The organism is Brevundimonas sp. (genome assembly GCF_046295075.1).
Taxonomy (GTDB): Bacteria; Pseudomonadota; Alphaproteobacteria; order Caulobacterales; family Caulobacteraceae; genus Brevundimonas.
This window is the reverse complement of record NZ_JBKBOC010000013.1, coordinates 72674-93924: the sequence shown is the minus strand read 5'-3', so window position 1 is coordinate 93924 and position 21251 is coordinate 72674. Positions and strand designations below refer to the sequence as shown.

Genomic DNA, 21251 nt, shown 5'->3' with positions numbered 1-21251 from the left:
ACGGTGGAGCAGAACGTCAAGGCGGTGGTCGAGCTGAACTACCCGCGCGACCAGATCCGCGCCGAGACCGACCGGCTGCTGAACGAACTGCATATCGACCACCTGCGCCATGCCGGGGCGACCGCCCTGTCGGGCGGCGAGCGTCGCCGGGTCGAGATCGCGCGGGCGCTGGCCGGGCGGCCGTCCTTCATGCTGCTGGACGAACCCTTCGCCGGCATCGACCCCCTGGCCATCGCCGATATCCGCACCGTGATCCGCTATCTGGCCAGCCAGGGCATCGGCGTGCTGATCACCGACCACAATGTGCGCGAGACCCTGGACATCACCGACCGGGTCTCGATCATCTCGAACGGCGCCGTGCTGTTCGAGGGCACCTCGGACGAGGCGGTCCAAGACGCCGAAGTGCGCCGGGTGTATCTGGGCGAAAACTACATTTGATCAGCTCACCTCCCCGTCGGCGAAGGCCGACGGGGAGGACAGGCGATCGCGTCAGCGGGCGCCAGGAGGGGGCGACTCGGTGTCAGAAGCCGGCCAGGTCATCACGACCGTCAGAGTCGCCCCCTCCTGGTCGCTACGCGACCTGTCCTCCCCCCGCGCCTTCGCGCGCGGAGAGGTGACGCCGGCCCCTTTCGTCATTCCGGGCGAAGCGCAGTGGAGACCCGGAAGCCAGCGGCGCGCGAGAGCGCGACCCGAAAGGCGTCGCGTAGATCTGCGGAGGACGGACTTTACCTTTGACGCGTTTGGCGCGGTTTTCCCGCCGCCAGCGCCAGAACGGGCGACCCACGCACCGTCGTTCGTCTGGCGTTAACCGTTTAGGCGACATTCTGCCCCAGCAAGTTCCGGGCCACTTGGCGGACGGGCGGGAAGATTTCGAACGTGATCGGGCAAAGGTTAGAGATCAGGCAGGGGCAGGGGCAGGGGCTGGTCATCACGCCCCAGCTGCAGCAGGCGATCAAGCTGCTGCAACTGTCGAACCTTGAGCTGGACGACTTCGTCGAGGCCGAGCTGGAACGTAATCCGCTGCTGCAACGCGAGGAGCCTGAGGGCGAAACGCCCGAGCCGGCCGAACGCGTCGAGGCGGCGTCCGACAGCGAAATGTCTTTCGGCGACGGGGTCGGGCATGAGTCCGTGGCCTCGATGGATGCAGGCTCAGACGATGTTTACGGCGACGCTGCGCCTGGCGAGCGCACCAGCGACCGGATGACCGATGAGGCCCAGCCGGGTCTGTCGGACTGGTCCAGCGCCGGCAAGGGCGGCCAGATGTTCGAGGGCGACGGCGAACGGCCCGACACGCACGAGCCGACCCTGTGGGAGCATCTTCAGGCCCAGGCCTCCTCGGCCGGATTTTCGCCTTCCGATCACGGGATCGCCCTGACCCTGATCGATGCGACAGACGAGGGCGGCTATCTGCGCGGCGAGTTGGCCGAGTTCGCCGACCGGCTGGGCGTGCCGCTGGAGCGGATCGAGGCGGTGCTGGCCGTGTGCCACGGGTTCGAGCCGACGGGCGTCATGGCGCGGTCTGTGCCGGAATGCCTGAAGCTGCAGCTGATCGAGCGCAACCGGTTCGACCCGGCTATGGCGGCCCTGCTGGACAATCTGGACCTGCTGGCCAGGCGCGACCTGGCGGGGCTGAAGAAGGTCTGCGACGTCGACGGCGAAGACCTGACCGACATGATCGCCGAGTTGAGGGCGCTGACGCCGCGCCCCGGCGCCGGCTTCGGCGGCGAACCGGCCCAGACGGTGGTGCCCGACGTCCATGTGCGGCCCGACCCGGCCGGCGGTTGGCGGGTCGAGCTGAACGCCGACACCCTGCCGCGTCTGCTGGTGGACAAGCGCTATCATGGGTTGGTTCAGGCGGGCGCGCGGTCCGATACGGAAAAGACCTTCGTCGCCGACTGCGCCGCCCAGGCCAACTGGCTGGTCAAGTCGCTGGACCAGCGGGCCAAGACCATTCTGAAGGTGTCGTCCGAAATCGTGCGCCAGCAGGACGCCTTCCTGGCCTTCGGCGTCGAGTTCCTGAGGCCGCTCAATCTGAAGACCGTCGCCGACGCCATCGGCATGCACGAATCGACGGTCAGCCGCGTCACCTCGAACAAATATATCGCCACCCCGCGCGGCGTGTTCGAGCTGAAATTCTTCTTCACCGCCGCCATCCAGTCGGTGGACGGGGCCACGACCCATTCGGCCGAGGCCGTCCGTCACCGGATCAAGTCGATGATCGACGGCGAGGGCCTGGAAGGCGACGTCTTGTCCGACGACAAGATTGTGGAAATCCTGAAGGAAACGGGCATCGACATCGCCCGCCGGACGGTCGCCAAATACCGGGAAGCGTTGAGAATTCCATCGTCCGTCGAGCGCCGCAGGATGATGAAGACCGCCTAAGTCCAATCGCCAAGCGTAACCACAAAACGGTGATCCCGATTGACACCAAATCCGGTCGGGAGCGTTCTATGCATATGCAAGTCCAAGTGAGCGGCAAGCAAGTGGATGTCGGCGAAGCGTTAGGCTCGCGCATCTCCCAGGAACTCGAAGACGGGGTCGGAAAATACTTCGCCCGAGGCGGTGAAGACGCCGAGGTCGTGGTGTCCAAGGACGGCCACAACTTCAAGGTGGACTGTTGGGTCCGCCTCGCGTCGGGCCAGACTCTGGTGACGACCGGCATGGGCGGCGACGCTCATTCCGCCTTCACCGAGGCGCTGGATCGGCTCGAAAAAAGGGTCCGTCGCTACAAGCGTCGGCTCAAGGATCACCACATCGGACCCAAGGGTCTGTCGCCCGAGAAGACCGAGAACGCCGCCCGTGAAGTCGCACGCAGCATCGTGCTGCGTGATCCCGACAGCGTGGAGGACGACGTCTTCGGCGACACCGGCGAGAACGACGGCCCGCCGCCAGTGGGCATGGTCATCGCCGAGACCGAGCACGAAATCCGCACCATCACGGTCGGACGTGCGGTGCTGGAGCTGGACATGACGGGCTATCCCGTCGTTCTGTTCCGCAATGCGGCCCATGGCGGTCTGGCGGTCGTCTATCGTCGCCCGGACGGCAATGTGGGCTGGATCGATCCTGAAATCGCCAGCGCGACGAATGGTAAGGCCAAGACCAACGGCTCAGTGAACTGAACAGCCAAGTTTGACTTCGGCGCGGGAGCCTCTAAACGGGCGCCCGCGCCGTGTCTTTGCGTGTATCGAGGTTGTCTGATGGACATCGGTGATCTGCTCGCGCCCAAGGGCGTGGTGCTGCGCGGCGGCGCGTCGTCAAAGCGACAGGCGCTGCATGCGCTGGCCGAGGCGACGTCTCATGCCTTGGGCATCGACGAATCGCGGATTTTCGACGCCCTGATGGAGCGCGAGGCGCTGGGATCGACCGGGCTGGGGTCCGGCGTGGCCGTGCCGCATGCGCGTCTGGACGAAGTCAGCCAGGTGACGGCGGTCTTCGTGCGGCTGGATACGCCCGTGGCCTATGACGCCGTGGACGATCGTCCGGTGGACCTGATCTTTGGGCTGTACGCCCCGTCCAAGGCGGGTGCGGAGCATCTGCGCGCGCTGGCGGCGGTGTCGCGCGCACTTCGGTCGCCGGAACTGCGCGAACAACTGCGCCAGGCCCGTACGACGGATGCGATCCGGGCTCTTTTCGTCAAGGATACGGCCGCGACCGCTGCCTAAACTTAATGGAGGCGGCGGTCGTCACGCCGCCTCATCATTCACAATCAATGAACCGAAACCGGCTCCAGTTCGTGCGCCACGGCGGCGGCGAAGGCGGTGTCGCGGTCGATCATGACCGCCAGACGTTCGCCGTCGGCGCTGTGGACGGCATAGAGGGACTGACCGGGATTGAGGTCCACGTCCTTGATCTCGACCGCTTCTTCAAGCAGGTCGGCCGCCTTGATCTCTCGCACATAGACGAGGTCGGGCGCGCCCAGTCCTGCAAAATCTTCCTTGGTCATCGTCATCGGCGTCATTAGGACCGCCTCCTTTGAGTTTTACAACGCCCGGATCGCCGGGCGGTTCGAACGGCTGCGCTTTTCAGCCGACCGTGATCGGAATGCGCCGCACCTGGCGTTCGGCCTCGGGACGGATCAGATCGACGTGCAGCAGGCCGTGCTCCAGCCGGGCGCCTTCGACCTCCAGCCCATCGGCCAGGACGAAGTTGCGCACGAAGCCCCGCGCCGCGATGCCGCGGTGCAGAAACGCCTGTTCCCCCTTGCCGGCGTCCTCGCGCTTGCCCGCGATGGTCAGCTGACGGCCGTCCAAGGTGATGGCCAGTTCGTCGGGCGCGAACCCCGCGACGGCCAAGCTGATGCGCACGCCCGCCTCGCCGATCTGCTCGACGTTGTAGGGCGGATAGCTTTCGGCCGTCGCCTTGGCGGCACGGTCGATCAGGGCGCGGGTGTGGTCGAACCCCAGCAGGAAGGGGCTGTCGAACAGGATGGTGCGCGTCGTCGTCATCTGGGTCCTCGAATAAAGCGACCGAGCGGCCAGTCCCCCGCAATCGGCAAGACCTTCCGTCACAGATGAAGATGGGGGCGGAGCGGGGCGGGATCAACTGTCGGGCGCCGGTCTTCCCCAATCCCGTCATCCTCGGGCTAGACCCGAGCACCAGGCGCCTGGAGCATTCGGCGGCTGAGTTGGAATGGGCAACGCATAGGGGTTCGTCACAACGGACACGGCGAGGTCACGGCGAACACAACGGAGCCGTGCTCCGGTTCGGCAAGTCTTGAGGGCCTGCGGCGGCGAAGCCGCAGATTGATTGACGGCTTAGGCAAGAGAACCATGAGACGACACGTGTTGGGTCTCGTTGTGGTCTCCGTGACCTCGCCGTGTCCGTTGTGATGAACGCCTCTCAGGCCCGCATCAACTCAAGCGCCGATTGCTCTAATGGATGGCCTCGCCGTGCTGGGTATAGTCCAGCCCCTCGACCTCTTCGTCCTTGGTTACGCGCAGGCCGGTGGTGAACTTGCAGATCATCAGGACGACGAAGGTGCCGGCCGCGCTCCAGACGATGACGCCGCCCAGGCCGACGGCCTGTTTCCACACCGTGGCCCCTTCGGACAGGGCGTTGACCGTGGTGGTGGCGAAGACGCCGGTCAGCAGGGCGCCGACGATGCCGCCGACGCCATGCACCCCGAAGGCGTCCAGGGTATCGTCGTATTTCAGCGCGCGCTTCAGCCAGACCGCGCCCGCATAGCAGGCCGGGCCGGCGATCAGGCCGATGAAGAAGGCGCCCTTGGGATCGACGAAGCCTGCGGCGGGCGTGATGGCCACCAGGCCGCCGACGACGCCGGACAACAGGCCCAGCAGGGTGGGCCGCTTGCGGTCGAACCATTCGATGGTCATCCAGCCGAGCGCCGCAGCGCCGGCGGCCAGAATGGTGTTGAAGGCGGCCGTGGCGGCCAAGGCGTCGGCGGCGCCGGCCGAACCGGCGTTGAAGCCGATCCAGCCGACCAGCAGCAGGCCGGTGCCGATGGCGCTATAGACCAGGTTGGCGGGGGCCATATTGTCGCGCCCGAAGCCGTGACGCGGCCCCAGCACCAGGGCGCAGACCAGACCGGCGATCCCCGCATTGACGTGGACCACCGCCCCGCCCGCGAAGTCGAGCACGCCCAGCCCGCCCAGATAGCCGCCGCCCCAGACCTGATGGCAGATCGGCGCATAGACGATCAGGTGCCACAAAGCGAAGAACAGCAGGCTGGCCGAGAACTTCATCCGCTCGGCGAAGGCGCCGGCGATCAGGGCCGGGGTGATGATGGCGAAGGTCATCTGGAAGCTGACGAACAGCAGTTCCGGCAGGCCGGGCAGCAGGCTGTGGGCCGTCTGGGCCGTCACGCCGTTCAGGAAGGCCGCCTGGACCCCGCCGATGAAGCCGTTGACCGCATCCGGCCCCTTGCCGAACGACAGGCTGTAGCCGACCAGGAACCACAGCACAGAGACGATGGCGAAGGCCGCCGCCGACTGGGCGATGACGCTGATGATGTTCTTCTTGCGCACCATGCCGCCGTAGAACAGCGCCAGGCCCGGCAGGGTCATCAGCAGCACCAGCGCCGTCGAGGTCAGAATCCAGGCCGTCGCCGCATTGTCGATGACCAGCGGCGTCTGGTGCGCCAGCAAGGCGGGCGCCGCCAGAGCGGGAGACGCCAGCGACGCCGCCCCCGCGACGAGTGTGGCGGCGAGGGCGGCGTGTCGGGTCATGGATTCGTCTCGGGGAGGAGAGGAAGAAAACGAGGTCAGGCGGAAGTCTTAAGCCGTTCCGACCGGGTGACAATGTCCGTCAGCGGAACGATCCGCACGAACCTTTGCAGCGTGTTGTCCCAGTCGCCCAGCAGGCGGCGCGCCAGCGGCGATGCGGTCGCCGCCAGGTGCGCCTCGACCAGGGCGCGCAGCCGTTCGGCCGCCGCCGCGTCGATGTCGGACACGCCCGCCAGGTCGCCGTTCAGAGCCCGTTCTGCAAAGCCCGGCTGGTCCAGCACGAACAACTCGCCGCCGCTCATGCCCGCCGCGAGGTTCCATCCGACCGAGCCCAGCACCACCACGCGACCGCCAGTCATATATTCGCAGCCGTGCGCCCCCAGGCCCTCGACCACCGCCTCGGCGCCCGAGTTGCGCACCGCGAACCGCTCGCCCGCCGCGCCGGCCACGAACAGCCGACCGGAGGTGGCGCCATACAGGGTGGTGTTTCCGCAGATCAGCTGATCCTCGCGCCATTCCGGCGTGCGGATCGAAATTTCGGCCCCTGAAAGGCCCTTGCCGACATAGTCGTTGGCCTCGCCCGTCAGGTGCAGTTCCAGACCCCTGGCCGCAAAGGCGCCGAAGCTCTGGCCCGCGATGCCTTCCAGACGCAGTTTCAGACGACCGGCCGGTCCCTGAGGGCCAAAGCGCCGCACGATGGCGGACGAGACGGCGGCGCCGACCGTGCGCTGGGTATTGTTCAGCGGATAGGACAGTTCCAGCGTCTGGCCGCGATCCAGGAAGCGGACGGCGTCCTGCAGCACTCGCGCGTCCAGGCTGTCGGCGATGGGCTTGCGGGTCGTCTTGTCGGCCCATTTGCCGGCCGCGCCCTCGTCCACCTGAACCAGCAGCGGGTTCAGGTCCAGGTCGTCCAGATGCGACCCGCCGCGACGCACCTGACGCAACAGGTCGGTGCGGCCGATGATCTCGTCCATCGTGCGCGCGCCGATCGAGGCCAGGATTTCGCGCGTCTCCTCGGCGATGAAGGTGAACAGGTTCACCACCTTGTCGGGCGTGCCGGTGAACTTCTCGCGCAGGCGCTCGTCCTGGGAACAGACGCCGACGGGGCAGGTGTTGGAATGGCACTGGCGCACCATCAGACAGCCCATGGCGATCAGGGCGGCGGTGCCGATCCCGTATTCCTCGGCCCCCAGCATGGCGGCGATGACCACGTCGCGCCCGGTGCGGACCCCGCCGTCGGTGCGCAGCGTCACCGTGCCGCGCAGATTGTTCAGCGTCAGCACCTGATGGGCCTCGGCCAGGCCGATCTCCCACGGCAGGCCGGCGTGCTTGATCGAGGTCTGGGGCGAGGCGCCGGTGCCGCCGTTGTGGCCTGCGATTAGGATGGCGTCGGCGTTGGCCTTGGCGACGCCCGACGCGATGGCCCCGATGCCCGAGGCGGACACCAGTTTCACCGTCACCCGCGCATCGGGGTTGATGGCCTTCAGGTCATAGATGAGCTGGGCCAGGTCCTCGATCGAATAGATGTCGTGGTGCGGCGGCGGCGAAATCAGGGTCGTGCCGGGCACGGCGTGGCGCATCCGGGCGATGAACTCGGTCACCTTGAAACCGGGCAGCTGGCCGCCCTCGCCGGGCTTGGCGCCCTGAGCGACCTTGATCTCGATCTCGCGGCACTGGTTCAGATATTCGGCCGTGACGCCGAACCGGCCCGAGGCCACCTGCTTCACCGCCGAGTTGGCGTCGTCGCCGTTGGCGCGCGGGTGATAGCGTTCGGGATCCTCGCCGCCCTCGCCCGAGACCGAGCGGGCGCCGATGCGGTTCATGGCGATGTTCAGCGTCTCGTGCGCTTCGGGGCCCAAGGCGCCCAGGGACATGGCCTGGGTCAGGAAGCGGCGGCGGATGTCCGACACGCTCTCGACCTGCTCCACCGGAATGGCGACGCCCTCGCGGAAGTCCAGCAGGTCGCGCAGGCTCAGGTCGGCCTGGGCGCGGACGGCTTCGGAGAACTGCTTGAAGCGGCGGTAGTCGCCCCGGTTGCAGGCGTCCTGCAGCAGGTGGATGGTCTTGGCCTCGTGAGCGTGGGCCTCGCCGCCCGAGCGGATCTTGAAGAAGCCGCCGATGGCGGGGGAGGGTAGGGCCTCGCCCCAGGCCACCTTGTGCCGCTTCATCGCCGCCTGTTCCAGACCGGCCAGGCCGATGCCGGAAATGCGCGACGGGGCGCCGGGGAAGAATTCGGCTGTCAGGGCGCGCGACAGGCCCAGCACCTCGAACTCGCAGCCGCCGCGATAGGCGGAGATGACGCTGATCCCCTTGCGGGCCAGGGTCTTGAGCAGGCCCGCCTCGATGCCGGCCTTGTAGTTCAGACAGGCGTCGCGCAGCGTCAGGCCGGGATACAGACCCCGGTCCAGACGCTCCTGGAACAAATCCTGGGCCAGCCAGGCGTTGACGGTGGTCGCGCCCACCCCGACCAGGACCGCGAACCCGTGCGGGTCCAGCGTCTCGGCCGTGCGCACCACGATGGAGCAGTAGGAGCGCAGACCCGCCTTGGTCAGGCGGCCGTGGACCCCGGCGGTGGCCAAGATCATCGGCGCGGCCAGACGCTCGGCTGATCCGGCCTGGTCCGTCAGCACGATCAGGGCCGCGCCGTCGCGGGCGGCGGCCTCGGCCTCGTCCATGATCCGGTCCAGCGCCGCGCGGAGGCCTGCGCCCGAGCGGGCGTCGTCGGACGGCACGTCGTAGCTGCAGTCGATGACCACGGTCGAACCGGCCCCGACGGTCTCGACCATCCGCTCGTACATGCCGTTGGTCAGGACGGGGCTGTCCAGCACGAAGACGTCGGTCTGGGCCTCTTCCTCGGCCAGGATATTGCCCAGGTTCTTGAACCGGGTCTTCAGGCTCATGGCGCCCGCTTCGCGCAGCGAGTCGATGGGCGGGTTGGTGACCTGGCTGAAGTTCTGGCGGAAATAGTGGCTCAGGGGACGCGGCAGGGCCGACAAGACGGCGGGCGGGGCGTCGTCGCCCATGGAGCCGACCGCCTCCTTGCCGTCGCGCACCAGGGCGTCCAGCAGCAGGTCCAGGTCCTCGCGGCTGTAGCCGGCGGCGATCTGACGGCGGGTCAGGGCCTCGCCCGAGGCCGAGCGAGGCTCGGGTCCGGGGCCGATGATCGGCTCCAGATCGACCATATTGTCCAGCCACTCAGTATAGGGGTGGGCGGCGGACAGGGCGTCGATGGCCTCGTGTTCGTCGTACAGACGGCCGTGCTTCATATCGACGGCGATCAGCTTGCCGGGGCCGATGTGCAGGCGGCGCTTCACCCGGCTTTCGGGGATCGGCACCAGACCGGCTTCCGACCCGGCCATCAGCAGACCGTCGACCGTCTCGACCGCGCGCAGGGGGCGCAGGCCGTTGCGGTCCTTGCCCGCCACGATCCAGCGGCCGTCAGCGGCGCAGATGGCGGCCGGGCCGTCCCACGGCTCCATTACCGCATTGCAATAGGCGTAGAAGGCCCGGTGCTCGGGCGGCATGACGACGTCGTCCTTGGCCCAGGCCTCGGGGATCAGCAGGGCCTTGGCCATCGGCGCGGGGCGACCGGCGTGGACCAGCACCTCCATGACATTGTCGAGCGCCGCCGAGTCTGACCCGCCCGGCTGGACCACCGGCTTCACCTCGCGGTCACGGTCGCCGAAGGCCTGGGCGGCCATGCGGATCTCGTGCGACTTCATCCAGTTGAGGTTGCCCTTCAGCGTGTTGATCTCGCCGTTGTGGGCCATCATGCGGAAGGGCTGGGCCAGCTTCCATTCGGGGAAGGTGTTGGTCGAATAGCGCTGGTGGAAGACGGCGTAGGCCGAGACGAAACGCGGGTCCTCCAGGTCGGGATACAGGTCGCCCAGCAGCTCGGCCCGGACCATGCCCTTGTAGGCGATGGAGCGCGCGGACAGGGTGCAGATATAGACGGCAGCCAGGTTCTCGGTCTTGACCGTCTTCTCGATGCGGCGGCGGCACAGGTACAGCTCGCGCTCCAGCGCCTCGCCGTCCAGCGGCTGGCCGGCGTCGTCCAGGGGCGGGGCCAGCATGATCTGTTCGATCTCGGGCCGGGTCGCGCCGGCCTTGGTCCCCACGACCGACAGGTCGATGGGCGTCTGGCGCCAGCCATAGATCCAGAAGCCCGCGCGCAGGGCCTCGGTCTCGACAATGGCGCGGGCGCGGTCCTGGGCGCCCAGGTCGGTGCGCGGCAGGAAGACCTGGCCGACGCAGATCGGGCCGGGACGCAGGGACTGGCCGATCGAGGCCACCTGTTCGGCGAAGAAGCCCTGGGGCAGTTCGCACATGATGCCGGCGCCGTCGCCGGACAGGCCGTCGGGATCGACCGCGCCCCGGTGGGCCACGGCCTTCAGGCTGCGGATCGCATACTCGACCACGTCGCGGCGCGGCGTGCCGTCGATGGAGCAGATCAGGCCCACGCCGCAGGCGTCGCGCTCGGAGGCGCGGTCATAGGCGTTGCCGGCTTCCAGTCGGTCGCGGGTCGCGTTGTACTTGTTCAGCCAGGTCATGCCGCGACCTCCTCGGTGCGGGTCTTGAAGTAGCGGTCGATCTCGGCGGCGGCGTCCTGGCCCTCGCGGACGGCCCAGACGACCAGGGAGGCGCCGCGCACCGCGTCGCCGGCGGCGAAGACCCCGGGCAGGCTGGTGGCGAAGCTGACGGAGCCGACCTTGATCGTGCCGTCGTCGCGTAGACGCAGATCGGGTTCATGCGCCGCGAACGGCTCGGGCGAGAAGCCCAGGGCCTCGATGACGATGTCGGCCGGAATGTCGAAGTCGGCGCCGGGCACGGGCACGATGTCGCGCCGCTGGCCGGGGGCGGCTTCTGTCAGCTGCATCCGCGCGGCGCGCACACCGGTGACGCGGTCGCCTTGCGACAGCAGGGCCTTGGGCGCGCCCAGCCATTCGAACACGACGCCTTCTTCCTCGGCGTTGACGACCTCGCGGGCCGAGCCGGGCATGTTCTCGCGGTCGCGACGATACAGGCAGGTGACGGAGGCCGCGCCCTGGCGCACGGCGGTGCGGACGCAGTCCATGGCCGTGTCGCCGCCGCCGATCACCACCACCCGCTTGCCCCGCGCCTCGTGCCAACCGTCTTCCTCGGCGTCGCCCAGGTCGCGCCGGTTCTGGTGCGTCAGATAGGACAGGGCCGCGACGGTCGAATCCGGCCCACGCCCCGGCGCCGACAGGATGCGCGGCTGATAGACGCCCATGGCCAGCAGGACGACGTCGTGGCGGTCGCGCAGCCCGGTCAGGGTTACGTCCTTGCCGACCTCGCAGCCCAGCACGAACTGGACCCCGCCGTCGATCAGCCGGTCCACGCGGCGCTGGACGACGTGCTTCTCCAGCTTGAAGCCGGGGATGCCGTAGATCAGCAGGCCGCCGGCGCGGTCGTGTCGGTCATAGACCGTGACCTGATAGCCTTCGCTGCGCAGACGGTCGGCGGCGGCCATGCCGGCCGGGCCCGCGCCGACGATCCCGACGCTCTCGCCGCGTTCGGCGGCCGGGCGGATCGGTTCGACCCAGCCGTTGGCGAAGGCCTGATCGCCCAGCCAGGCCTCGACCGAGCCGATGGTCACGGCGTCCCAGCCGGACTGGTTCAGGGTGCAGGCCCCCTCGCACAACCGGTCCTGCGGGCAGATGCGGCCGCAGATTTCGGGCATGGTCGAGGTCAGGGACGCGACGCGCCAGGCCTCGCGCGGCTCGTTCTCGGCCGACAGGCGCAGCCAGTCGGGAATGTTGTTCTGAAGCGGGCAGGCGTTCTGGCAGAACGGCACGCCGCAGTCGGTGCAGCGCGACGCCTGTTTCTCGGCCGTCTCGGTCGAGGGCGGAATCGTGATCTCGCCGAAGCCGCGCGCGCGCAGTTCGGCCGAGGCCTTCGAGAGGCGGCGTGGTTCGACGACGAAAGTCCCGCCTTGCTTCAGGGTCTTATGCATACCGCGCATATGCCGCAAACGCTCGGTTCAAGGCAAATATTATTGCCGCGAGCGGTTCTCGGGCGCTGAAAAAGAAAAAATCATCCAATTGCGGATGTTTCGTCGTCAAAAGTTGCTCTGGTGAGCGGTGTGCAGCGCAACGGCTTTTGGTTCCTGGGTGCGACAATTAGGAACCCGCGCGGCGCCCAAACGTTGCCGAGGCTCAATATGCAGCCAGAGAGTGCGATCATGCCGCGATGGACAACCCCGACCGGACCGGGAGGGTGGCTGACCCTGCTTCTCGGTCTTCTGCTGGCCGTTATCGGCCTGGTCCTGACCGTCGGGGGCGTGCAGCTCGCGACGCTGGGCGGCTCCTGGTACTATCTGCTCGCGGGTCTGGGACTTATAGTTTCGGGCCTTTTGCTTGTCTGGCGCGACGTGCGCGGGGCGTGGGTCTATGGGGCGGTCTTCGTCGCCACGGTGATCTGGGCGCTGTGGGAAAAGGGCCTGAACGGATGGGCCCTGGTGCCGCGTCTGGTCGGCCCACTGGTGCTGATGTTCCTGGTGCTGGCGACCCTGCCGGTGCTGCGGTCGCGCGGCGGGGGCAAGACGGCGGGCTTCGGGGCGCTGGGGCTTGCGGTTCTCACCGTCGTCTTCGGTTTTGCAGTCGCCCAGGCCAATCAGGCCCAGGTGATGAGCCCGGTTCCGGGCGTGCGCGGCGGCTACAACGATCCGGCCCTGCTGAAGACCGGCGCCGACTGGCCGGCCTATGGCGGCACCGACAGCGCCCAGCGCTATTCGCCGCTGAACCAGATCAACAAGGACAACGTCGGCCAGCTGGAACGGGCCTGGACCTTCCGCACCGGCGATCTGCCCGGCGAACGCTGGGGGGCGGAGACCACGCCGCTGAAGGTGGGCAACACCGTCTATCTCTGCTCAGCCCGCAACAAGCTGTTCGCGCTGGATGCCTCCACCGGCAAGCAGATCTGGACCTATGACCCCCAGGTCGCCGACGACCAGATCCCCTATACCGCCGCCTGCCGCGGCGTGACCTATCATGCGCGCGCAAACGCCAATCCCGCCGACCCTTGCGCGACCAAGATCGTCGAGGGCACGCTGGACGGCCGCATCGTCGCGGTCGACGCCCGGACGGGCCGGCCGTGCCCGGCCTTCGGTCAGAACGGCGCCGTCAGCATCAAGACCGGCATGGGCGATCCCTATCCGGGCATGGTGTCGATCACCTCGGCCCCCGTCATCGTGCGCGGGATCATCGTCACCGGGCATCAGGTGCTTGACGGTCAGAAGCGCTGGAACGCCTCCGGCGTGATCCAGGGCTTCGACGTCGAGACCGGCGCGCTGCGCTTCGCCTGGGACATGATGCGCCCCGACCGCAGCGGCCTGCCGCCCGAGGACGAGACCTACACGCCGGGCACGCCGAACATGTGGACCACGGCGACGGGCGACGAAGCCCTGGGGCTGGTCTATCTGCCGATGGGCAACTCGGCCGCCGACTACTGGTCCAGCTCGCGCCGTCCGCTGGAGAAACAGTATTCGACCGCCCTGGTCGCGCTGGACGTGACCACCGGCAAGCCGCGCTGGCATTATCAGACGGTGCACAACGACGTCTGGGACTTCGACCTCGGCTCGCAGGCGACCTTGATCGATTATCCCACCGCGAACGGCGTCGTGCCCGCCGTGCTGCTGCCCTCCAAACAGGGCGACATGTATGTGTTCAATCGCGCCACGGGCCAGCTGCTGCACGGGGTCGAGGAGCGCCGCGTTCCCACGACCGGCGGCACGGAACAGGGCCAGCGTTCGCCGACCCAGCCGTTCTCGCTGTTCGCCACCCTGCGCAAGCCGAACCTGGTCGAGGCGGACATGTGGGGCATGTCGCCGATCGATCAGATGATGTGCCGCATCAACTTCAAGAAGGCGAACTATCAGGGCTACTACACCCCGCCCTCGACCAACCACTACATCAACTATCCGGGCTATAACGGCGGTTCGGACTGGGGCGGTGTGGCGGTCGATCCGGCGCGCGGCGTGATTGTCGCCAACTATAACGACATGCCCAACTACAACCGGCTGGTCCCCCGCGCCGAGGCGAACGAGAAGGGCTGGTTCCCGCGCGACGACCCCCGCTACATCGCCCAGCAGAAGGAAGCGGCGATGCGCGGCGGCAACCTGTCCAAGGGCGAAGGCGCAGGCGACCCGCAGATCGGCGTGCCCTACGCCATCGACGTCAATGCCGGCTGGCGCGTGAAGTGGACCGGCCTGCTGTGCAAGGAGCCTCCGTACGGCGGCATCACCGCCATCGACATGCGCTCGGGCAAGACGCTGTGGGACCGTCCGTTCGGCACGGCGCGCAAGAACGGCCCATGGGGCATCCCCTCGCACCTGCCGCTGGAGATCGGCACGCCGAACAACGGCGGCTCGGTGGTCACGGCGGGCGGCCTGATCTTCATCGCCGCAGCGACAGACGACCTGATCCGCGCCATCGACATCGAGACGGGCAAGACGGTCTGGTCCGACGTCCTGCCTGCGGGCGGCCAGGCCAACCCTATGATCTACGAGCAGAACGGCCGCCAGTATCTGGTGATCATGGCCGGTGGCCATCACTTCATGGAGACGCCGGAGGGCGATTACGTCATCGCTTATGCTTTGCCCAAGGGCAGAGCATAAGCTCTCTTGCTGGGCCTACCGCGCTTCGCGCTGCTTGAGACCAGAAGGACGTGAACGTCAGAGGTTGGCGCGGATGACAGCCATCGTCCGCGCCAGCCGCTCGTCGTCGATGCGGCCGAGGTGGGTCGCGACGGCGGCGTCTATGGCGGCGATCTTGGCGGGTCGGACAACTGATGGCGCGGGCAGGCCGGCGTCGGCATAGCTGTCGCCGAACGGCACATCGTCGGCCCACGGCCGGTTGTCCGCGCTGGTGATCATGACGACCCACAACAGCCGGTCGCCGTCGCCCAGCGGCCCGTCGGATACGACTAGTGCGGGGCGATGCTGGCGGGTGCTACGGTCTGTGTAGGGGAAGGGGACGCGGACGACGTCGCCGCGCTCAAAGTCCGGCATAGGCCTTGCGGTCCGCTTCGCCATCCCATTCGTCGAACGCCGCGAAGGGATCTTCCGCCGGCGCCCTGCGGGCCTTTCGCAGGATCACCCGGTCGCCGTCCAGATCGTATTGAAGCTCGTCCCCGTCCTGCAGGCTCAGCGCAGCGCGCACGGCCTGGGGGATGGTGGTTTGGGCCTTGGATGTCAGGCGACTCTTGATCATGCATGAGAAGGTAAGGAATTTCCTTACCGACGGCAAGTCAGGGCCTGATCTGGCCCTGGCCGCGCACGACGTATTTGTAGGTGGTCAGCTGTTCGGCGCCGACCGGGCCTCGGGCGTGTAGGCGGTTGGTGGAGATGCCGATTTCGCCGCCGAAGCCGAACTCGCCGCCGTCGGCGAACTGGGTCGAGGCGTTGATCAGGACGATGGCGCTGTCCACCCGCGCCGCGAATCGTTCGGCGGCCTCGGCGTCGGTGGTGACGATGGCCTCGGTGTGGCCCGAGCCGTAGCGGGCGATGTGATCGGTCGCGGCGTCCAGATCGTCCACGATCCGCACCGACAGGATAGGCGCCAGATATTCTGTGACCCAGTCGGCGTCGTCGGCGGGCTTCATCTCGGGGACCAGGGCCAGGGCCTCGGCGTCGCCGCGCAGCTCGCAGCCGGCGGCGATCAGGTCGGCGGCGACGGGGGGCAGCAGACGTTCCGCTCCGGCCCGGTCCACCAGCAGGGTCTCGGTCGCGCCGCACACCGAGACGCGGCGCATCTTGGCGTTCAGGACGATGGCGCGGGCGGCGTCCACATCGGCGGCTGCGTGCAGATAGGTGTGGTTCAAGCCTTCCAGATGGCTGAGCACCGCCGTGCGAGCCTCGGCCTGGACGCGGGCGACCAGGCTCTTGCCGCCGCGCGGGATGATCACGTCGATGGCGCCGTCCAGGCCGGTCAGCATCAGCCCCACGGCCTCGCGGTCGGGGGTGTCGACCAGCTGGATCGCATCGGCCGGCAAGTCCGCCTCGGCCAGGGCCTCGGCGATCAGGGCGGCGATTGCCAGGGACGACTGGAGACAGTCCGAGCCGCAGCGCAGGATGGCCGCATTGCCCGAGCGGATGCACAGGGCGGCGGCGTCGGCGGTGACGTTGGGCCGGCTCTCATAGATGACGCCCAGCACGCCGATGGGGGTGCGGACGCGGGCGATGTCCAGGCCGTTGGCGGGGGTCCAGCGCTCGGTCTCGACGCCCAGGGGATCGGGCACGGCGGCGATGGTCGCGACGGCCTGGGCCATGCCGGCGACGCGGGCGGACGTCAGGGCCAGCCGGTCGATCAGGGCCTCGGTCATGCCGCCCTTGCGAGCAGCGTCCACGTCGCGGGCGTTGGCGGCCAGGAGGGCGGGCTCGGCCGCCGCCAGCTTTGCGGACAGGAGTTCCAGCGCGCGGGTGCGGGCGGCGGCCGGCGCTTCGCGCAAGGCGGCTGCGGCGGCGCGGGCGCGCTGGCCCATCTCCAGCATTTGGGCGTCGAGCATTCGGGTCTTCAGATCGGTCATCGGTCGTCCAGCACCATGTCGTCGCGGTGGATCAGCACCGAGGCCCCGCGATAGCCCAGCAGGGCCTCGATCTCGTCGGAACGGCGGCCCCGGATGCGCACGGCCTCGTCGGCGGCGTATGCGGCGAGACCCACCCCGACCGCGCGGCCGTCCGGGTCGATCAGGCGCACGCAGTCGCCCTTCTCGAAACCGCCGGACACGGCCGTGACGCCGGCGGGCAGCAGGCTCTTGCCGGCCTTCAGCGCCGTGACCGCGCCGGCGTCCAGCGTCAGGGTTCCGGCCGGCGACAGGCTGCCGGCGATCCACTGTTTATAGGCGGCCATCGGCCCGTCGGGCGCGGCGATCAGGGTGGCGCGGGCGCCGTCGCGAACGGCCGACAGTGGTGCAAGCGTTTGGCCCGAGGCGATGATGGTGGCGCAGCCTGCCGAGCGCGCGATCTGGGCCGCCGCCAGCTTGGTCGCCATGCCGCCGGTGCCCACGCCCGCATCGGCGTTGGCGCCCCCGCCCATGGCCAGGATGTCGGGGCTGAGGGTCTCGATCAGGGGCAGGTGGGCGGCGTTTGGATCACGGCGCGGATCGGCGGTGTAGAGGCCGTCCACGTCCGACAGCAGCACTAGCAGATCGGCCCGCGCCAGCTGGGCCGTCCGCGCCGCCAGCCGGTCATTGTCGCCGTAACGGATCTCCTCGGTGGCGACCGTGTCGTTCTCGTTGACGATGGGGATGACGCCGTGGGCCAGCAGGGCCTGGATCGTCGCGCGGGCGTTCAGCCAGCGGCGGCGGCGTTCTGTGTCGTCGCGGGTCAGCAGCACCTGCCCGGCGATCAGGTCGTGGGGAGCCAGGGCTTCGGACCAGGCGGCCATCAGCAGGGATTGTCCGACCGAGGCCGCCGCTTGCTTGTCCGCCAGCCGCGCCCCCAGGTTCGGCAGACGCCCCCGGCCCAGGGCGATGGAGCCGGACGAGACGACGATGACCTCACGCCCCTCGGCCTTCAGCGCGGCGAGATCGGAGGCGACGGCGGCCAGCCAGTCGTGCGTCGGTCGGCGCGTGGCGGCGTCGATCAGCAGGGAGGATCCGATCTTGACCACGACCCGCCGGGCGGCGCCCAGCGCCGACGCAGCGTTCGGGCCGGCGGGGAGGGCGGCGCGCTGGGACATGACGATTTCTCTAACGCGAGTATTCGGGCTTGTCTCTTGCCGCATCGCGCCGCAATGCAGGCGAATGATGGAATCTCTTTCCCCGATTGCGGCGGGTGGTCTCGGCAGTCTGGCGGCGGGCATGATGACGGCCGTCGGCGCCGTGCCGTTGTTGTTCTTCCGCAAGGCGGGCGTCCAGACCCAGAGCGCCCTGTTGGGTTTCGCCGCCGGGGTCATGCTGGCGGCGTCCTTCTTCTCGCTGATCATTCCCGGCGTGGACGTGTTGCAGGCCGGCGGGGCCAGCCAGGCGGCGGCGGCAGGGGTCATGGGAACGGCGGTGCTGATCGGGGCCACGGTGATCGGCCTGATGAACCGGTTCGCGCCGGTGGACATGCTGGCCATCGGCCCGGCGGGATCGCGCGACCTGTCGCGGCGCATCTGGCTGTTCATCATCGCCATCACCCTGCACAACTTCCCCGAGGGCGCGGCCGTGGGCGTCAGCTTCGGCGGCGGCGACATGCAGCAGGGCCTGTCCACGGCGCTCGGCATCGGCATCCAGAACATGCCCGAGGGCCTGGCCGTTTCGGCGGCGATGGCGACCCTGGGCTATGGGCGCTGGCCGTCCTTCCTGGCGGCGCTGGCGTCGGGCTTGGTCGAGCCGGTCGGGGGACTGATCGGGGCCAGCGTGGTCGATGTTCTGCCCGGCGCCCTGCCGTGGGGCCTGGGCCTGGCGGCCGGGGCCATGATCTATGTCGTCACCGCCGAGATCATTCCCGAGACCCGCGAAAAGTCCAAGGGCGAGGGGTCGATGATCGGTCTGATGATCGGCCTGGTGGGGATGATGTTCCTGGACATCGCCCTGGGATGAAGCGGGGCGATGAAGCGGGGGCAACGCCCCTGCATGAAACGCGGCGTGACCGCGCACCGGGGCGTTACATCGATTTACATCGGGGGCGGGGGTTGAAGCCGCCGGGGGCGAGAGGCTAGGCCTGCGCTCTCGCTGCTCGATTAGTCCCCCGCAAGGAGCGCCACCCGTATGACGCGACCTCTCAAGCCTGCGGCTTCCCGTAGAAATTTCTTGTCTGGCCTGGGGCTTTTGGCCCTGATGGGCGCCGGAGTTTTCCCCATGCCTGTATCCGCCCAAGCGTCCCGCACCGTCGCGCGTCACCGCCAGAAGATCGAGGATCTGATCGCGGCCATGACGGTCGAGGAGAAGGCGGGACAGCTGAATCTGCTGGCCGATCCGTTCCGGTGGATGCCCACGGCGGTGAACCCGCTGGACGGCACGGGGGACCCCGCGCGCGTCACCGCCCTGATCCGCGAAGGCAAGGTCGGCAGCCTGTTCAACGGCATCGGCGCCGAGACGGGCCGCCGCATCCAGCAGGTGGCGATGGAGGAAAGCCGGCTGAAGATTCCGCTGCTGTTCGCGGCGGACGTGATCCACGGCCTGTCCACCATCTTCCCCGTGCCCCTGGCCGAGGCTGCAGCCTTCGACACCGACCTGGCGCGCCGCACCGCCCGCGCGGCGGCGGTCGAGACGGCGGCGTCCGCCGTGCACCAGACCTACGCCCCCATGGTGGACGTGGCGCGCGACCAGCGCTGGGGCCGCAACGTCGAGGGCGCCGGCGAGGACGTGCTGCTAAACAACCTGCTGGCCGCCGCCCGCGTGCGCGGCTTCCAGGGCGACAAGGGGCTGGACGACCGTGACGCCGTCCTGGCCACCGCCAAACATATGGCCGCCTATTCCGCCGCCGTCGGCGGGATGGAATACAACACCACCGACATGAGCGAGCAGACGCTGCGCGGGGTCTTCCTGCCGCCGTTCAAGGCCTCGGTGGACGCCGGCGCCCTGTCGATCATGAGCGCCTTCAACGACGTGAACGGCGTGCCGGCGTCGGGCAGCCGCAAGCTGCTGACCGACATCCTGCGCGGCGAATGGGGCTTCGAGGGCTTCGTGGTCTCCGACTACACCTCCGAGCAGGAGCTGGTGGCCCATGGCTTCGCCGAGGACGGTCGCGACGCCGCGCGTCTGGCGTTCAACGCCGGGGTGGACGTGTCGATGGTGTCGGGCCTGTATCTGGAGCATCTGCCCGGCCTCGTCGCCTCGGGCGAGGTGTCGATGGCGCGTCTGGACGAGGCGGTGCGCCGCGTCCTGAACACCAAGGCGGCGTTGGGCCTGTTCGACGATCCCTATCGCGGCACCGATCCGGTGCGCGAGAAGGCCGTGGTGGGCGCGCGCGAACATATCGAACTGTCGCGCGAGGCGGGCCGCAAGTCGGTCGTGCTGCTGAAGAACGACAATGGGCTGTTGCCGCTGAACAGGAGCCAGAAGATCGCCCTGATCGGCCCGTTCGCCGACGACGTGGATAATGTCTGGGGGCCGTGGACCATCTGGGGCGCGCCCGAGCGTCGGGTCTCGCTGGAGGCCGGCTTCCGTGCGGCCATGAGCGATCCCCAGCGCCTGACCATCGCGCGCGGTTCGGGCGTCGAAACGCCGCTGGCCGGGGGCATCGACCAGGCCATCGCGGCCGCCCGCGACGCCGACGTCATCGTCCTGGCCATTGGCGAGGCGACCAATATGTCGGGCGAGGCCCAGTCGCGCACCGAGATCGTGGTGCCAGCGCCGCAGGTCGCGCTGGTGGACGCCATGACGGCCCTGGGCAAGCCCATGGTCATCCTGCTGCGCAACGGCCGGGCCCTGGCGCTGGAAGGCAATGTCAAGAACGCCCAGGCCATCGTCGTGACCTGGTTCCTGGGCGAACAGATGGGCCATGCCGTCGCCGACGTCCTGTTCGGCGATCACGGCCCGTCGGCGCGCTTACCCGTCAGCTTCCCGCACAAGTCGGGCCAGCAGCCCTATTCGTATGACCGAAAGACGACCGGCCGCCCGGCCAATCCCGATCTGGCGACCGAGGAATACAAGTCCCGCTATCGCGAGACGCCCAATACGGCCCTGTATCCGTTCGGCTATGGCCTGACCTACGGCGCGATCAGCTATGGGCCGATCGAGATGGAAAGCGACAAGCTCCAGTGGGCCGGCACGCTGGACGTCACGGTGACCGTGACCAACACAGGATCGCGCGCGGCCGAGGAACTGGTGCAGCTCTATATCCACGACCGGGTCGCGAGCCTGACCCAGCCGGGGCGGCTGCTGAAGGACTTCAAGCGGGTATCGCTGCGTCCGGGCCAGAGCGAGAAGGTGACCTTCACCCTGAACCCTCGCCAGCTGGGCTTCATCGGGGCGGACGAGACCTGGCGCATCGAGCCGGGCCTGTTCGACGTGTGGCTGGCGCCGCACGCCCAGGGCGGGGCGACGGCGACTTTCCAGCTGATCGGACCGGCTTCCATCACCGATGGTCGTTGACCCAGGCGACTGCAGGGCTTAACGACG

16 protein-coding genes are annotated in these 21251 nt (G+C 68.5%); 7 read left to right on the top strand and 9 right to left on the bottom strand.

From position 1 onward, the window contains the following. From ACK4MH_RS11355 to ptsN, 4 genes are all read left to right on the top strand, one after another. A partial coding sequence (locus tag ACK4MH_RS11355; RefSeq protein WP_409718292.1) for an ATP-binding cassette domain-containing protein occupies positions 1–438 on the top strand: 438 nt, incomplete at its 5' end. Between the two features lie 438 nt (positions 439–876). Next, entirely contained in the window at positions 877–2382 is a 1506-nt protein-coding gene (gene rpoN, locus ACK4MH_RS11350) for an RNA polymerase factor sigma-54 (protein WP_409718289.1), read from the top strand. A gap of 74 nt (positions 2383–2456) precedes the next feature. Beyond that, positions 2457–3119, top strand: coding sequence for a ribosome hibernation-promoting factor, HPF/YfiA family (gene hpf, locus ACK4MH_RS11345; RefSeq protein ID WP_346494682.1), 663 nt, complete (start codon positions 2457–2459; stop codon positions 3117–3119). A 78-nt stretch (positions 3120–3197) separates the two neighbouring features. After that, positions 3198–3662 (top strand): PTS IIA-like nitrogen regulatory protein PtsN, encoded by a 465-nt coding sequence (gene ptsN, locus ACK4MH_RS11340; RefSeq protein ID WP_135194760.1) that lies wholly within the window; start codon positions 3198–3200, stop codon positions 3660–3662. 44 nt (positions 3663–3706) lie between these two features. On the opposite strand, the gene ACK4MH_RS11335 is transcribed toward ptsN, so the two are convergent. From ACK4MH_RS11335 to ACK4MH_RS11315, 5 genes are all read right to left on the bottom strand, one after another. Next, positions 3707–3958, bottom strand: a complete 252-nt coding sequence (locus ACK4MH_RS11335) for a DUF1150 family protein (protein WP_135194761.1) — start codon at positions 3956–3958, stop codon at positions 3707–3709. Between the two features lie 64 nt (positions 3959–4022). Continuing rightward, positions 4023–4445, bottom strand: coding sequence for an Hsp20 family protein (locus ACK4MH_RS11330; protein ID WP_409718285.1), 423 nt, complete (start codon positions 4443–4445; stop codon positions 4023–4025). 426 nt (positions 4446–4871) lie between these two features. Then, positions 4872–6185 (bottom strand): ammonium transporter, encoded by a 1314-nt coding sequence (locus ACK4MH_RS11325; RefSeq protein ID WP_409718282.1) that lies wholly within the window; start codon positions 6183–6185, stop codon positions 4872–4874. Between the two features lie 35 nt (positions 6186–6220). Beyond that, complete coding sequence (gene gltB / locus ACK4MH_RS11320; protein ID WP_409718279.1) at positions 6221–10732, bottom strand: glutamate synthase large subunit; 4512 nt, start codon at positions 10730–10732, stop codon at positions 6221–6223. Beyond that, positions 10729–12156 (bottom strand): NAD(P)-dependent oxidoreductase, encoded by a 1428-nt coding sequence (locus ACK4MH_RS11315; protein WP_409718305.1) that lies wholly within the window; start codon positions 12154–12156, stop codon positions 10729–10731. Before ACK4MH_RS11315 ends, gltB begins: the two co-directional genes overlap by 4 nt. 228 nt (positions 12157–12384) lie before the next feature. Between ACK4MH_RS11315 and ACK4MH_RS11310 the strand changes: the two genes are divergently transcribed. After that, positions 12385–14817, top strand: a complete 2433-nt coding sequence (locus tag ACK4MH_RS11310) for a membrane-bound PQQ-dependent dehydrogenase, glucose/quinate/shikimate family (RefSeq protein ID WP_409718276.1) — start codon at positions 12385–12387, stop codon at positions 14815–14817. Between the two features lie 57 nt (positions 14818–14874). Here the strand turns inward: ACK4MH_RS11310 and ACK4MH_RS11305 are convergent, their stop codons facing one another. The 4 genes from ACK4MH_RS11305 to proB are packed head-to-tail and all read right to left on the bottom strand — an operon-like array spanning position 14875 to position 17881. Next, positions 14875–15210, bottom strand: coding sequence for a type II toxin-antitoxin system PemK/MazF family toxin (locus ACK4MH_RS11305; RefSeq protein ID WP_409718273.1), 336 nt, complete (start codon positions 15208–15210; stop codon positions 14875–14877). Beyond that, the gene (locus ACK4MH_RS11300; RefSeq protein WP_248117873.1) at positions 15197–15412 is read right to left on the bottom strand and encodes an AbrB/MazE/SpoVT family DNA-binding domain-containing protein; all 216 of its coding nucleotides are present in this window, start codon (positions 15410–15412) and stop codon (positions 15197–15199) included. Before ACK4MH_RS11300 ends, ACK4MH_RS11305 begins: the two co-directional genes overlap by 14 nt. A 37-nt stretch (positions 15413–15449) precedes the next feature. After that, a complete protein-coding gene (locus ACK4MH_RS11295) occupies positions 15450–16727 on the bottom strand; it encodes a glutamate-5-semialdehyde dehydrogenase (RefSeq protein WP_409718270.1) in 1278 nt (425 codons plus the stop codon). Further along, positions 16724–17881: a glutamate 5-kinase gene (proB, locus tag ACK4MH_RS11290; RefSeq protein WP_409718267.1), complete on the bottom strand. Its 1158-nt coding sequence runs from the start codon at positions 17879–17881 to the stop codon at positions 16724–16726. Before proB ends, ACK4MH_RS11295 begins: the two co-directional genes overlap by 4 nt. Positions 17882–17948: 67 nt before the next feature. Between proB and ACK4MH_RS11285 the strand changes: the two genes are divergently transcribed. Next, entirely contained in the window at positions 17949–18728 is a 780-nt protein-coding gene (locus tag ACK4MH_RS11285) for a ZIP family metal transporter (RefSeq protein WP_409718264.1), read from the top strand. Between the two features lie 258 nt (positions 18729–18986). Continuing rightward, positions 18987–21224, top strand: coding sequence for a glycoside hydrolase family 3 N-terminal domain-containing protein (locus ACK4MH_RS11280; protein WP_409718261.1), 2238 nt, complete (start codon positions 18987–18989; stop codon positions 21222–21224). Positions 21225–21251: the final 27 nt, after the last annotated feature.

Coding starts and splice junctions, on each gene's coding strand:
- hpf (WP_346494682.1), top strand. CDS start 2,457: ATGCAAGTCCAAGTGAGCGGCAAGCAAGTGGATGTCGGCGAAGCGTTA.
- ptsN (WP_135194760.1), top strand. CDS start 3,198: ATGGACATCGGTGATCTGCTCGCGCCCAAGGGCGTGGTGCTGCGCGGC.
- ACK4MH_RS11335 (WP_135194761.1), bottom strand. CDS start 3,958: ATGACGCCGATGACGATGACCAAGGAAGATTTTGCAGGACTGGGCGCG.
- ACK4MH_RS11330 (WP_409718285.1), bottom strand. CDS start 4,445: ATGACGACGACGCGCACCATCCTGTTCGACAGCCCCTTCCTGCTGGGG.
- ACK4MH_RS11325 (WP_409718282.1), bottom strand. CDS start 6,185: ATGACCCGACACGCCGCCCTCGCCGCCACACTCGTCGCGGGGGCGGCG.
- gltB (WP_409718279.1), bottom strand. CDS start 10,732: ATGACCTGGCTGAACAAGTACAACGCGACCCGCGACCGACTGGAAGCC.
- ACK4MH_RS11315 (WP_409718305.1), bottom strand. CDS start 12,156: ATGCATAAGACCCTGAAGCAAGGCGGGACTTTCGTCGTCGAACCACGC.
- ACK4MH_RS11310 (WP_409718276.1), top strand. CDS start 12,385: ATGCCGCGATGGACAACCCCGACCGGACCGGGAGGGTGGCTGACCCTG.
- ACK4MH_RS11305 (WP_409718273.1), bottom strand. CDS start 15,210: ATGCCGGACTTTGAGCGCGGCGACGTCGTCCGCGTCCCCTTCCCCTAC.
- ACK4MH_RS11300 (WP_248117873.1), bottom strand. CDS start 15,412: ATGATCAAGAGTCGCCTGACATCCAAGGCCCAAACCACCATCCCCCAG.
- ACK4MH_RS11295 (WP_409718270.1), bottom strand. CDS start 16,727: ATGACCGATCTGAAGACCCGAATGCTCGACGCCCAAATGCTGGAGATG.
- proB (WP_409718267.1), bottom strand. CDS start 17,881: ATGTCCCAGCGCGCCGCCCTCCCCGCCGGCCCGAACGCTGCGTCGGCG.
- ACK4MH_RS11285 (WP_409718264.1), top strand. CDS start 17,949: ATGGAATCTCTTTCCCCGATTGCGGCGGGTGGTCTCGGCAGTCTGGCG.
- ACK4MH_RS11280 (WP_409718261.1), top strand. CDS start 18,987: ATGCCTGTATCCGCCCAAGCGTCCCGCACCGTCGCGCGTCACCGCCAG.